This is a genomic window from Streptacidiphilus sp. EB103A, assembly GCF_041261405.1.
Classification (GTDB): Bacteria; Actinomycetota; Actinomycetes; order Streptomycetales; family Streptomycetaceae; genus Streptacidiphilus.
This window is the reverse complement of the sequence record NZ_JBGCAQ010000004.1, coordinates 15,718-28,086: the sequence shown is the minus strand read 5'-3', so window position 1 is coordinate 28,086 and position 12,369 is coordinate 15,718. Positions and strand designations below refer to the sequence as shown.

Genomic DNA, 12,369 nt, shown 5'->3' with positions numbered 1-12,369 from the left:
CGTGAGAGGCGAGGCCGCCCCCCGCTTCGTCGTCGACCACGTTCCCTGCCCCGCCCTGCTGTCGGCACGCGCACGCGCACGGGCACGGTGCGGCGTCAGCTGTTGCGGGTGTTGGCGGCGAGGGCTGCGCTGAGCGTGTGGCGGAGCTGGGTTCGGGCGGCCTCGTCAATCTGGGAGAAGACCTCCGCCTCGACCTTGGCGGCCAGCGCATCCGCCTGCCGCAGGGTGCGTTGGCCGTTGTCGGTCAGGGTGATGACGTGTCGGCGACGGTCCTTGGGGTCGCGTTGGCGGTCCAGGAGGCCGCGCTCGTACAACTCGTCCACCAGCGCCACGACGATCGCCGGCAGCACGCCCAGGGCGGCGGCCAACTCCAGCTGGGACCCGGGCTTGTCGTCGGCCAGCACTGCGAGGGCGTGGTACTGGCGACCTGTCAGATCCAGCGTGGCGAGCCCGGGCGCAGCCCGGGCCAGGATCTCCTTCTCGGCGCGGGCCAGTAGAAGCGACAGGCGGCTGCTGACGGCGGGGGACGCCGAGCCGGCGGGCGAGCGGTCAGGATCTCGGCGAGTCATGACCGGAGTCTACCAGCGTGTGAATCATTCAATATTTGACTGATTAAGTCTCGCCATGTACCTTTCCCCTATCGTTCAAAATATGAACCATTCACCCAAGGGGTATGAGATGCGAGACTTCACGGCTCAGCGGGCGCTGGTGACCGGTGCCTCCTCCGGCATCGGTGAGGCGTTCGCCGTCGAGTTGGCCGGCCTGGGTGCGGACCTGGTGCTGGTTGCCAGGTCGCACGACAGGCTCGATGCGCTGGCCGAACGATTGGAGCGGGAGTCCGGCGTGAGCGTCGAGGTGATCGCCTGCGACCTGGCCGCCCCGGGGGCCGGCGAGCGGCTCGCGGCGGAGGTCGCCGGACGCGGGCTTCGGATCGACGTTCTCGTGAACAACGCCGGCTTCGCGATGCACGGCCTCTTCCCTTACGCGGACCCGGCACGGGTGGCCGAACAGATCGCGCTCAACACCGCGGCGGTCGCCGACCTGACCGGCCGCTTCCTGCCGGCCATGGTCGAACGCCGGCACGGAGCAGTGGTCAACATCTCCTCGACCGCCGGCTTCCAGCCATTGCCGTACATGGCGGTCTACGGCGCGACCAAGGCGTTCGTGCTCTCGTTCTCCGAAGCACTCTGGGCCGAGGTCCGCCCCATGGGGGTGGATGTACTGGCGCTCTGCCCCGGCGCGACGCAGACCTCGTTCTTCGATGTGGTGGGCGCCGAGGAGGCATCGTTCGGCAGGCGACAGACCTCGCAGCAGGTCGTGCGCGCCGGACTGCGGGCGCTGGCGAAGCGCCGCCCGTCGGTGGTGAGCGGTACCGCAAACTCCGCTCTGGCGAAGCTGCCGAGGTTGCTGACCCGAGCGGCCATGGCACGGGTCACCGCACGCACGCTCCGCCCCCGCGCGCAGGGCTGAGGCCCGGGGGTGACGGATTTCGCGGTGCGTTGAACGAGGGAGCGCGGACTCCGGTGCGCCGGTGGGCACTTGGCCGGACCGAAGGCGGCGTCGAAGCGGGCTTCGGCGCCGTCGGTGGCGGGTCCGGCTGTCCGCCATTGCATCCTGCTGGGATCCAGTGGCGAGGAGGCGTGCTCAAACGCTTGATCTGGGGTGCGGCTGGTCATATGCTCCCGTTCAAACGTTTGATCAGAGGAGTTTTGGGCGATGGTGCCTTCGGTGTTCTTCCAACCAGCGGACGGTTGGGTGGGTGACGTCATCCCGTTCGAGCAGGACGGAGAGTTCTGGCTCTTCTATCTGCATGAGCGGCGTGCGTCGCCGAAGAGCGGGATGCCCTGGCATCTGGTGACGACCCGCGACCTGGTCACGTTCACCGATCGCGGTGTGGCGCTCGAGCAGGGCACGGGCGATGACATCGACTTCAACGCCTACACCGGCAGCGTGGTCCTGGACCGGGAGGGTGTGCACCACCTGTTCTACACCGGGCAGAACCCTTCCCGGCTCGGCGCCGACGGCCTGCCCCTGCAACTGGTGATGCACGCCACCAGCACCGACGGCATGCGTACCTGGGTCAGGCGCCCGGAGCACACCTTCGGCGCCCCGGACGGCTATGAGACCGCGGACTGGCGCGACCCGTTCGTCTTCCAGGACGAGCGCACAGGGCAGTGGCAGATGCTCGTCGCCGCCCGCCATCGGACCGGCCCGGAGCGGCGGCGCGGGGTCATCGCCAGGTGCGTGTCACAGGACCTGGCGTCATGGTCCCCGGCGGAGCCGTTCTGGGACCCGCGCCGGTACATCACGCACGAGTGCCCTGAGGTGTTCGCGTGGGGGGACTGGTGGTACCTGGTGTACTCCGAGTTCTCCGAGTCCTTCGCCACCCGCTACCGGATGGCGAAGAGCCCGGACGGTCCCTGGCTCGTACCCCAGCGGGACACCCTGGACGGTCGTGCGTTCTACGCCGCCAAGTCCGCGGAGCGGGACGGACGCCGCTTCTTCTTCGGCTGGATAGCCAGCAAGGAGGGGGAGTCGGACGGTGGGGCGTGGCAGTGGGCCGGCACGATGTCCGTCCTGGAGGCACGTCAGAATCCGGACGGCACGCTGGCCTTCGCGCTGGCCGATGAGCTGGTGGCGAGTTTCGACACCGACGTCGACGTCGCTTTCGACGCCGCAGTCCCGGCCGCGCTGGAGGCCCCGGACGGGTATGCCGTCCTGACGTCCCGACAGGACCTGCCTTCACAGTTCTACGCCGTAGCTCGGCTGCAGATCGACGGGGGCACCACGGAGTGCGGGCTGCTGCTGCGATCGAGCGAGGACGGTGACCGGTCCTACGTCGTCCGCCTGGAGCCGAAGCGCGGACGCATGGTCTTGGACCGGTGGCCGCGAACGGCTCCTGGCAGGGAGCAGTGGCAGATCGCGGGCGACGTCCCGTTCGAGATCGAAGTGGAACGCCCCGCGGACCTGTCGGCCGGAGAACACACCCTGGAGATCGTCGTCGACGGAGATCTCTGCGTGGTGGTCCTGGACCGCCAGGTCACCCTCAGCACCCGCCTCTACGACCACCCCAAGGGCCGCCTCGGTGTGTTCGTCGGCGAGGGCGCGGCGACCGTCCGCAGCCTGCAGGTACGGCACCGCGCACAACAGTCGAACCCGGCAGCGCCGGTGTCCAGTCAAAGGAGACGGAGACCATGAAGAAGATCCTCAGTGCCGCGGTTGCCCTGGCCACCGCGTTCGTACTGGCCGGCTGCGGCGGCGGTGGAGGTGGCAATGCCTCGGAGGTGAATCCCGGCGGACCGGTCAAGGCCCGTCAGATCTCGTGGCTGCTCTCGCGTCCCGCCGACGGTGCCGTGATCACGGTCATGAAGCAGCTGGCGGGGGAGTACGCCACGTCGCACCCGGGTTTCTCGCTCAACCTGATCACCACTCCGGACCGGCCCTCGTACATCCAGAAGTACGAGACCCTGGCCGCCGCGAACAAGCTCCCGGAGCTGTTCGACACCGACGCCACCCCGTACGCGCAGAAGCTCGCCAAGCAGGGCCGCATGCTGGACGCAGGCGCACTGTTGAAGAGCCTGGGCCTGTACGACACCTACCGCGCGAGCGCCCTGGACTACCAGCGCTTCGACGACGGGACCCTGTACACGATCCCGTTCGAGTACCAGATGGAGTTCTTCTGGTACAACAAGGCGCTCTTCAAGCAGGCGGGCGTGACGGTTCCCACCTCGCTCGACCAGATCCCGGCGATGTGCACGGCGCTGCGCAAGGCGGGGGTCACTCCGATAGCGCTGGACGGACAGGACCAGTGGCCGCTGGAGCGGTATGTCGCCTACCAGCCGTTTCGGGTGGCGGGGCCCGGCTACATCCAGAAGCTGAAGAAGGGGGACGCCAGGTTCAGTGACCCGGCCGGCCAGAAGGCTGCCGACTGGCTGAGCGCCATGGGGTCGGCCAAGTGCTTCCAGAGCGGCTTCTCCGCCCAGGGCTACTCCGACGCGCAGAACCTGTTCACCTCGGGCAAGGCGGCGATGTACAACATCGGCACCTGGGAGCTGTCCAGCCTGGCGACCACCGCGCTGAACCCCGCGGTGCGCAGCGATGTCGACTACTTCACGCTGCCCACCACCGCGGATTCGGTGACGACCGCGAACGAGTCGGTGACCAGTTCCGGCATCGGCATGGCCGTGAACGCCAAGACGTTCGACCCGCTGGTGCGCGACTTCCTGAAGTTCGCGCTGACACGCTACCCGGCGGCCTACGCGGCCACGGGCGCGCTGTCCCCGACGACGAACGTGCGGACGACCATCCCCGCCAACGCCACCCCGCTGTACAAGAAGGCGGTGGCCCAGGCGAACGACGTGGGCCCCAAGCTCGCGATGCCGTGGGACACCCAGCTGGACCCGACCACCAACACCCGGCTCCAGCAGGAACTCGTCCTGCTCGCGCAGGGCAACACCACCCCCGGCAGCTTCACCGGCACGATGGACTCGGCGATCGCCCAGAACGCGCCCCGGTTCTTTACCAAGTAACAGCCTTTACCAGTAACAGCCTTCACCACGTATCAGCGAGGGGTGGGGTCCGGCGGGCGGGCCCCACCCTGAAAGGGGCACCGCCTTGCTTCCACAACGATCCCGGCTGTCGGTCGTCATCTTCCTGACCCCGCCGCTGCTGCTCTACGGAGCCGCTGTCCTCTTCCCCATCCTGCAGTCGCTGTTCCTGAGCTTCTTCTCCTGGGACGGGCTCAGCGCCATGCAGTTCGTCGGCCTGTCGAACTACACGCACATGCTCACCAGTGACCCGGTCTTCTGGCGTTCCTTCTTCAACGCCCTGGGCTACCTGGCGATCTGCCTGGTTCTGCAACTTGGTGGTGCGCTGCTGGTCGCCAGCCTGCTCACCACGCTGCGACGCGGTCGCGAGGCGATCAAAACGCTGTTCCTGCTGCCGGCTGTGATCTCCACCGTCGCCATCGCCTTCCTCTTCCAGCGCATCTACTCGATCGACCCGGTCGGGCTGCTCGACCAGCTGCTGGGAGCCGTCGGCCTGGGCGGACAGGAGCGACCGTGGCTGTCGGACGTGCACACCGTGCTGGTGGCCGTGTCCGCGCCGGAGGGATGGCGCTTCGTCGGCCTCTACACGATCATCATCTACGCCGCGCTGCTCGCGGTCCCGCGCGAGCTGGAGGAAGCCGCGCGGCTGGACGGCGCCTCACAGTGGCAGGTCTTCACCAAGATCCGATTCCCCTACATCCGGCCGGTATGGACCACCACCACGATCATGGCCGCCACCTACGCGCTGCGCGGGTTCGACATCCCCTACCTGCTGACCAACGGGGGACCGGGCCAGTCCTCGGAGCTGCTCACCACCTATATGTACAAGACCGCCTTCACCAGTACCGACTACGGCTATGCCAGCACCATGTCGGTGTTCATCGTGGTCGAGTGCCTGGTCGCGGTCGGGCTCATCCTCCTCGTTCTCCGCCGGAAGGCGTACTGATGACCACTCACGCCACTGCGGCAGAACCAACCGCTCGGACCGACAGCCCGCGCCCGGCACGGTCGCCAGGACCGCGGCGTCCGCCGAGCATGGGCCGGATCGTGTCCCGCGCCCTGGTCGGAGCGCTGGTCGTGGTGCAGGTCTACCCGCTGCTCTGGCTCTTCCTGACGAGCCTGCGCACCGAGCGGGACTTCGCCGGCGGCAATCCCTTCGCGCTGCCGACCTCGATCACCTTCGACAACTACACGCGCGCCTTCGCCCACGGGAATCTGGGACGGAACATCGTCAACAGCCTGATCGTGACCATGGGCGCCAACGTCCTGATCGTGCTGTTCGGGATGATGGGGGCCTACGCGTTGCAGGTCCTGGGATTCCGGTTCAGCAAGGTCGTGCGGGGCCTGTTCCTGATCGGCATCGTCGTTCCGGTCCAGATCGCGCTCGTCCCCCTGTTCATCGACTACAGCAAGGTCGGCCTGCTGGACACCTACCAGTCGATGGTCATCCCGCTGGCCGGGTTCGCCCTGCCGATGTCGATCTATCTCTTCTCCTCGTTCTTCGAGTACATCCCGCACGAGACCTACGAGGCCGCCTCGCTGGACGGCGCCGGCCCGTACCGGATCTTCGCCAGGATCACGCTGCCGCTGTCGGTGAACACCATGGTGACGGTCGTCATGGTCAATTCGATCTTCATCTGGAACGACTTCATCTTCGCCAACACCTTCGTGCTGTCCGACGGGCTGAAGACGATCCCGCTGGGCCTGCAGAACTACATTGGCGCGATGGGCAAGACCGACTGGACGGCGACGTTCGCGGCCGTGTGCGTCACCGTCACGCCGCTGCTGCTGATCTTCCTCGTGCTGAACAAGGCCATGATCTACGGACTGGAGAGCGGGGCGTCCAAGGGATGACGGAATCGAAGAACTCAGGACCCGACGACGACAAGGGCCCGGCCTCCTCGGCCCGGGGGCGCAGCCGGCGGCCGGTGACCCTGCGCGAGGTGGCCTCCGCCGCCGGAGTGTCGGTCTCCACCGTGTCGCTGGTCATCAACGAGAAGAAGAACGCGCGCATCGGCGCCGAAACCCGGCAACGCGTTCAGGCGGCCATCCGAGAACTGGGCTACCGGCCCAACGCGATGGCCAAGAACCTGGTCGAGGGCAACTCCCGCTTCATCGGCCTGGTCGCCGACGCGATCGCCACCACCCCGTTCGCGGGGCAGATCATCCACGGTGCCCAGGACGAGGCATGGAAGCACGGATACGTGCTGCTGGTGGCCAACACCGAGGCCGACGACGACGCCGAGGCCGAATCCATCTCGATGATGCTGGAGCACAAAGTACGCGGCATCCTCTACTCGACCTGGTACCACCGGCTCGTCGAGGTGCCGGCCGCACTGACCGAGACGGACTTCGTCCTGGTCAACTGCTTCGCCGCCGAACCCGGCCCGCGGGCCGTGGTGCCCGACGAAGTCGCCGGCGGCCGGGCCGCGGCCGAACTCCTGCTGCGGCAGGGCCATCGGCGGATCGCCTTCGTCAACACGACCACCCCCTCACCTGCCCGTGAGGGCCGACTGCGCGGCTACCAGGACGCGTTGACCGCTGCGGGCATCGCCTTCGACCCGGCCCTCGTCCTGGATGCGCAACCGGACCAGGGCGGCGGGTACGAGATCACCGACGCCGTGCTCGCCCAGCAGGTGACCGGGGTCTGCTGCCACAACGACCGCGTGGCGATGGGCCTGTACGACGGCCTGCGCGACCGAGGCCAACGGGTCCCTGAGGACCTCGCCGTCGTCGGGTTCGACAACCAGGAAGTCATCGCCGCGCACCTGCGACCGGCACTGTCGACGGTCGCACTGCCCCACTACGAGCTCGGCGTGGTCGGCATGCGGGTACTGCTCGGTCTCGACCAGGTCGGCGACCTGGGCCGCATCGCCCTGGACTGCCCACCGGTCGAACGCGACTCGATCGCCACCCCGCCTGCCGCCACACCCATCAAGAGGTGACCCAGATGCCGAACTTCGCCCTCTCCCGCCGTTCCCTCCTCCAAGGCATAGGCGCCACCGCCGCCGTGGCCGCGGGACAAGCGCTCCTCGGGCCGGTCGGCTCGGCCGCAGCCACGACCTCCCTGCGCGCGGTCTACCACCTGACACCGCCGGCCGGCTGGCTCAGCGATCCGCAGCGCCCGATCCACGTGGACGGCACCTACAACCTGTACTACCTGCACAGCGACCAGGACAACGCGCCCGGCGGCTGGCAGCACGCCACGACCACCGACAACGTTGCGTTCACCGACGCCGGATCGGCGATCCCGTTGGCGCCCAACTTCCCGGTGTGGACCGGTTCGGGTGTCGTGGACACCGACAACACCGCGGGATTCGGAGCCGGCGCGGTCGTGGTCCTGGCGACGCAACCGACCGGGGGCGACGCCTACCAGCAGGAGCAGTACCTGTGGTACTCGACCGACGGCGGGACCACCTTCACCGCGCACGGGGCCCCGGTGATCACCAACCCCGACGGCAGCAACTGGTTTCGGGACCCGAAGATCCACTGGGACTCCGCCCGGCAGGAATGGGTCGTCGTCATCGGCCGCCAGCAGGCCCTGACCTTCTACACCTCACCGGACCTCAAGCACTGGACCCACCAGTCCGTCTTCTCCTACAGCAGCCCCAACATCGGCGGCTTCGAGTGCCCGGACCTCTACCAGATGACCGCCGACGACGGCACCAGCCACTGGGTCCTCGGCGGCAGCACCCAGGGCGACTACAGCGGCCAACCCGACACGCACGCCTACTGGACCGGAAGTTGGGACGGCACCACCTTCACCCCCGACGGCACCGACCCGCAGTGGCTGGACTGGGGCTGGGACTGGTACGCCGCCGTCAGCTGGCCCAACGCCGCCAGCCCGGACACCAGCCGCTTCGCGATCGGCTGGATGAACAACTGGCACTACGCCGCCCGAACCGTGCCCACCGACCTCAGCGACGGCTACAACGGGCAGATGTCCATCGCCCGCGAGCTGCGCCTGGCGAAGCAGCCGGGCGGCTGGTACACCCTGCTCTCCCAGCCGGTCCCGGCACTGGCCGACCACGTCACCGCCACGGTCCGCCCGGCCGACACCACGGTCAACGGCAGCTTCGACCTGAGCTACCACGGTTCGGCCTACGAACTCGACCTCGACATCAGCTGGCAGCAGCTGAACAACGTCGGACTGTCGGTCGGCAGGTCCGCCAACGGAACCCGGCACACCAACATCGGCATCTACCAGGGCACGGTCTACGTCGACCGCCGCGGGTCCGACCAGCCGGACTACTCCTTCGGCTCCTACGGCCAGTCGCAGGCCCCGATCGACCCGTCGGCGAGGTCGGTGCACCTGCGGATCCTGGTCGACCGGCAGAGCGTCGAGGTCTTCGTCAACGCCGGCTTCACGGTGCTGTCCCACCAGGTCTACTTCGAGACCGGAGACACCGGCATCTCCCTCTACACCGACGGCGGCGCGGCGACCTTCGCCAATATGACGATCACCGGGTTCGCCGACATCAACGGATAGGCAGGCACCCACCGCTGACCGCACCGTCCACGAAAGGCACTTGGGCGTGTCCGCTCCTGATCCCCACTTCCCGGCGGTCCATCTGCGACCGCCGGGCAACTGGGTCAACGACCCCAACGGGCTGGTCCTCCACGAGGGCCAGTACCACGTCTTCTTCCAGTACAACCCGCACAGCGCACGCCACCAGGACATGCACTGGGGCCACTTCCGCAGCCCCGACCTGCTGCACTGGGAACACCTCCCCATCGCGCTCACACCCACCCCCGACGGCCCGGACGCAGACGGCGTGTGGTCCGGCAACGCCGTCAGCTCCGGCGGCCGTCTCCACGCCTTCTACTCCGCCAAGCGGGACGACCGCTGGTGGCAGCCCGTCACCTCGGCCCATTCCACGGACGGCGGGCTGACCTTCACCAAGAGCCAGGCTCTGCTCATCGCCGAACCCCCTGCTGCCACCTCAATGTTCCGCGACCCCTACGTATGGCTGGACGGAACCCGCTGGCGCATGCTGGTCGGCGCCGCTCTCGCCGACGGCCGCGGAGCTGCCCTGCAGTACCAATCCGAGTCCCTGGCGACCTGGCAGTACGTCGGCCCCTTCCTCGCCCGTCCCCCCGAACCGCTACCAGGCGGCGCAAACACCGAAGCGGGCTGGGAATGCGTCCAGTACGCCGACTTCGGAGACAACCGCGGAGCCCTGCTGCTCAGCGCCTGGGATCCGCACCGCGGCGCCTGCCACACCGCCGCCTACCCCGGCCGCGACCGGGGCACCACCTTCGACGCGCAGGCACCACAACGCCTCGACCACGGGCCCGAGTTCTACGCCCCCGCGCTCCTGCCCGCCGCCGACGGGCGCTGGCTGCTGTGGGCCTGGTCCTGGGAAGCCCGCGACGCGGCACAGGTCGGCGCCCCCAGCACCTGGACGGACGAGGTCGGTTGGGCCGGGATGCTGACCCTGCCGCGCGAGCTGACCCTGGCCGAGGACGGCACCGTAAGCCAGCGGCCCGCCCGCGAACTCGACGCACTGCGTGGCACGCAGATCACGCACGAGCAAGGCCGGGCGACATCAGGAGCGCCGCACGACCTGGGAGAGACCGGTCGCAGTTTCGATCTGACAGCCCGCCTGCACTGCTCCGCCGACGGCCGGGCCGCCACCGGTCTGCGCCTGCTGACCTCCGCCGACGGCGGAGAACACCTCGATATCGCGCTCGACCCGGCCACCGGTGAACTGGTCGTCGACCGCACCCACGCCTCGTGCGAGCCGCGGGCCAAGCGCGGCTCCTGGCGCATCCCGCGCGCCGCCGGGCCGGGACAGGCCGTCGAACTACGACTGGTGGTCGACCATTCGATCGCCGAGGTGTTCCTCAGCACCGGCGAGGCACTCACCCTGCGCTTCTACCCCATGGGTAACGGGCCGTGGCGATTGCAGGCCCGAGCCTCCGGTTCGGGCACCGCCGGCTTCGAGGTCCGGGCATGGGAATTGAACCCCCTTCAGATCCAGGACAAGAGCAGCACCGAAGGGAGACTGTCATGACAACCACTGCACCGATCGCCGTGGTCGGCGAGTCCCTGGTCGACCTGGTCTGGCGCAGCGACGCGCAGGCCGTTCACCCCTACCCTGGCGGAAGCCCTACCAATGTGGCCATCGGCCTGCACCGCCTCGGCCGCCCCGTCACCCTGGTCACCTGCTGGGGCGAGGATCCGCCCGGCACGATGATCGAGGAGTACCTGGGCAGCAGCGGCATCGACGTACTCCGCGCACCCAGCGCCTCAGGGCGCAGTACCGTCGCGCTGGCCTACGTGAACCAGACGAGCGGCTCGGCGACGTACGACTTCCTGACGGCCTGGGACCCTGTTCGGATCCCGATCAGCAAGCACACCATACTGCTGCACACCGGTTCACTGGCCGTCGTCGTGCAGCCCGGAGCAGCTCAGGTCCTGGAGGCCTGCCGGCAACTGCACGACCGCCCGGGCCGCGCCGTTGCCGTGGACCTCAACGTGCGCCCCGCCGTGCAACCCGACCGCGCCGCCTACCGGTCCGCAGTGGAACAACTCGCCGGGGTCGCCGACGTCGTCAAGGCCAGTGACGAGGACCTGGGCTGGCTCTGGCCCGACCAGCACCCGGCCGACGCGGCCCGGGCACTGCTGCAGTACGGACCGCGCCTGGTCGTGCTCACCCGCGGCGCTCAAGGAGCCACCGCATTCACCGCCGACGCCGAAGTGTCCGTGGCCGCCCCTCAAATCCAAGTGGCCGACACCATCGGTGCAGGAGACGCCTTCCAAGCCGCGCTGCTCGCCGCCCTGCTCGCCCCGGCCCCCGACGGCAACCAAAGCGTACGGATCCCGACTGCACCGCACGAGCTGGAGCAGGTCCTGCGCCAGGCCGTCGTGGCCGGTGCCCTCACGGCCACCCGAGCCGGGGCCCAACCGCCCGACCTGGACGAACTGCGAACCGCCACCGCCGCGCACACCTGGCTCGGGCAGGCTCTCGCCGCAGGGCCACGTCCATGACCACGCGGATCCCCGCTCGCGTAGCGCCAGAACTGCACATCCACGGGCGCCCCCGCACGAAGCCCATCAGCCGAAGCGCGGGGGCGCCACCGCCGGTGCGCGAAGGCCGGCCGGATCCACCGATCCTGGCGCTCGACGTCGGCCCGACACGCATCACGGCCGGCATCATGAGCCGGGACAACACCTGGATCCACACCGAGAGCCGCCCCTCCGAAGCCTCGCAGGGACCGGCTGCCGTCGTCGACGCACTCCTGGAATGTGCAGCCCACCTCACCGCGCGCTACTCGCCCCGCGCCGTGGGCATCGCCGTACCCTGCGTCGTCGACGAAGCATCAGGGATGGTCGTGTACGCCGGGAGCTGTGCCGGCGCGACGTCCCGATCCAGATGTGGCTCGCCGAAGAACTCCGGACCGGTCCCCGGGTGGTCCACAACGGCAACCTCGCCGAGCTGCCCGAAACGCGGCAAGAACAGTCCGGCCGTGGAATGCGACGGCACCTGGACCGTGGCCGGCCACAGCTACCCGGGCTCCCTTCCGCTGCGCACCGCACGCCCGGGCGACCGCGTGGCGATCCTGGTCCGCAACGACGAACCGACGCAGGTGTTCGGAGCCCAGACCCTCCAGAACGCCGTGGTCGGCACCGTCTTCGGCCTGCTCGGACTCACCCTGGGTCTGACCGCGGCCGCCGCGCTGCTGCGCCGCCGGCGCTGGCTCAGCAGCCGACTGCGCGACGCCATCGCCTCCGAGCAGCAGCCGCCCGCCGTGTTCTGATCCTGAGCCAAGCCGAGACGGCGGAGCCGTGACGGACCCCCGCAGCACCCGTCTGGCG

General features: G+C 68.9%; 11 protein-coding genes. 10 read left to right on the top strand and 1 reads right to left on the bottom strand.

Annotated elements, in window-relative coordinates:
- Positions 1 to 95: 95 nt before the first annotated feature.
- Entirely contained in the window at positions 96 to 569 is a 474-nt protein-coding gene (locus tag ABH941_RS07350; protein WP_370127789.1) for a MarR family winged helix-turn-helix transcriptional regulator, read from the bottom strand.
- 109 nt (positions 570 to 678) lie between these two features.
- Here ABH941_RS07350 and ABH941_RS07345 point away from each other — a divergent pair, with 109 nt between their 5' ends.
- The 10 genes from ABH941_RS07345 to ABH941_RS07300 all read left to right on the top strand — a co-directional run bounded on the left by ABH941_RS07345 (position 679) and on the right by ABH941_RS07300 (position 12,311).
- Positions 679 to 1,470 carry an SDR family NAD(P)-dependent oxidoreductase gene (locus ABH941_RS07345; RefSeq protein ID WP_370127788.1) on the top strand — a complete coding sequence of 264 codons (792 nt, stop codon included), beginning with the start codon at positions 679 to 681 and terminating at the stop codon, positions 1,468 to 1,470.
- 246 nt (positions 1,471 to 1,716) lie between these two features.
- Positions 1,717 to 3,198: a family 43 glycosylhydrolase gene (locus ABH941_RS07340; protein WP_370127787.1), complete on the top strand. Its 1,482-nt coding sequence runs from the start codon at positions 1,717 to 1,719 to the stop codon at positions 3,196 to 3,198.
- Entirely contained in the window at positions 3,195 to 4,529 is a 1,335-nt protein-coding gene (locus ABH941_RS07335; protein WP_370127786.1) for an ABC transporter substrate-binding protein, read from the top strand. The genes ABH941_RS07340 and ABH941_RS07335 overlap by 4 nt, the downstream gene beginning before the upstream one ends.
- Positions 4,530 to 4,614: 85 nt before the next feature.
- A complete protein-coding gene (locus tag ABH941_RS07330; RefSeq protein WP_370127785.1) occupies positions 4,615 to 5,493 on the top strand; it encodes a carbohydrate ABC transporter permease in 879 nt (292 codons plus the stop codon).
- An 89-nt stretch (positions 5,494 to 5,582) separates the two neighbouring features.
- Entirely contained in the window at positions 5,583 to 6,401 is an 819-nt protein-coding gene (locus ABH941_RS07325) for a carbohydrate ABC transporter permease (RefSeq protein ID WP_370127784.1), read from the top strand.
- Positions 6,398 to 7,492 carry a LacI family DNA-binding transcriptional regulator gene (locus ABH941_RS07320; RefSeq protein ID WP_370127783.1) on the top strand — a complete coding sequence of 365 codons (1,095 nt, stop codon included), beginning with the start codon at positions 6,398 to 6,400 and terminating at the stop codon, positions 7,490 to 7,492. The genes ABH941_RS07325 and ABH941_RS07320 overlap by 4 nt, the downstream gene beginning before the upstream one ends.
- Before the next feature lie 5 nt (positions 7,493 to 7,497).
- Positions 7,498 to 9,036 (top strand): glycoside hydrolase family 32 protein, encoded by a 1,539-nt coding sequence (locus tag ABH941_RS07315; RefSeq protein WP_370127782.1) that lies wholly within the window; start codon positions 7,498 to 7,500, stop codon positions 9,034 to 9,036.
- Positions 9,037 to 9,082: 46 nt separating this feature from the next.
- Positions 9,083 to 10,564: a glycoside hydrolase family 32 protein gene (locus ABH941_RS07310; RefSeq protein ID WP_370127781.1), complete on the top strand. Its 1,482-nt coding sequence runs from the start codon at positions 9,083 to 9,085 to the stop codon at positions 10,562 to 10,564.
- Complete coding sequence (locus ABH941_RS07305) at positions 10,561 to 11,541, top strand: PfkB family carbohydrate kinase (RefSeq protein ID WP_370127780.1); 981 nt, start codon at positions 10,561 to 10,563, stop codon at positions 11,539 to 11,541. The genes ABH941_RS07310 and ABH941_RS07305 overlap by 4 nt, the downstream gene beginning before the upstream one ends.
- Positions 11,542 to 11,708: 167 nt before the next feature.
- Positions 11,709 to 12,311: a hypothetical protein gene (locus tag ABH941_RS07300; protein WP_370127779.1), complete on the top strand. Its 603-nt coding sequence runs from the start codon at positions 11,709 to 11,711 to the stop codon at positions 12,309 to 12,311.
- The last annotated feature ends 58 nt before the right edge of the window (positions 12,312 to 12,369 follow it).